Annotated in this window: 1 pseudogene; it reads right to left on the reverse strand. The window is 66.3% G+C overall.

Annotated elements, in window-relative coordinates:
- A pseudogene (locus tag NKI59_RS34955) lies at positions 1 to 947 on the reverse strand (shikimate kinase); the annotation flags it as partial.

Raw genomic sequence — 947 nt, forward strand, 5'->3', positions numbered from 1 at the left:
CCCCGCCCCCGACCTCTGCGCGACGTTGAAGCTGTATTGGAAGGCCACGCACGTATCCAGGAACGCCGCAGTCCGATCGCTGTCGAGCGCCGACCTGACCCGGTCGGCGGCGAACGGGCGCAGGTTGGGCTTGTCATAGGGGGAGCGTCCGACAAGCACGCCAGCGTCACGGGTCAAGGTCTTGCTCTTGCCCGTCGGCACATGCAGGCATTCGTCGCTGGACGGCACGGCGATAGCGCTCGAACCCTCGATATGCCCGCCCGTGACCGTCCGGAACAGCTCCTCGGCGGTGAGGCTTTGATGGGTTTCGAGCCAAGCCAGCGCCTTCTCGCGGGTCTCCTGTGCCACCTCGACGCTGCGCGGATAATGTTGCAGCGCCGAGGCCGGTACCGACGATTGCCTTTTATCGGCATAGGCAGGCATCCGCTCGGGAGCGTCGTGGCGAGCCCGGGCAATGGCCGGCATGCGCTCGGCCAGTGAGGCCCTGATGAAGCCGCAGCCGTCATGCGGCCGCAAGGCGATCTCGCCGTCTCGCCCCTCGAACCGGAAGGGATGCACTGCGCCTGCGGGGCGGTCGGGCAGAAGGGACAGCTTGAAGCACCCTTCTAGCGCATAATCATGCGGGCCAACGTCGGGGATGCCCGGCGGCGCGGCAAATCCGCGGCGCTGGGTATAGTAATAGGCTTCCTTGAACGGCGCCCAGGCCCGCGACAGCTGCTCAAAGGCCGTACCCGGAGCCGTCTCGGCATAGGGGATCGCCAAAAGCTTGCCGCTTGGGGCCTCTGCGGCCGTGAAGGGCAGGTGAGCGGCAAGTTGGTTCAGGCTCTTTTGCGGCGGCTTCAGTTTGCTGCCGCCGAACAGGTCCATGCGGTAGGGCACGCCCTCCACGGTGAACGTGCGTGTCAGCATGGCGCCAGTCGGAGTTCCCTTTAGCTGCACCGCCACCA

This window comes from Mesorhizobium sp. M0598, from assembly GCF_040320865.1.
Classification (GTDB): domain Bacteria; phylum Pseudomonadota; class Alphaproteobacteria; order Rhizobiales; family Rhizobiaceae; genus Mesorhizobium.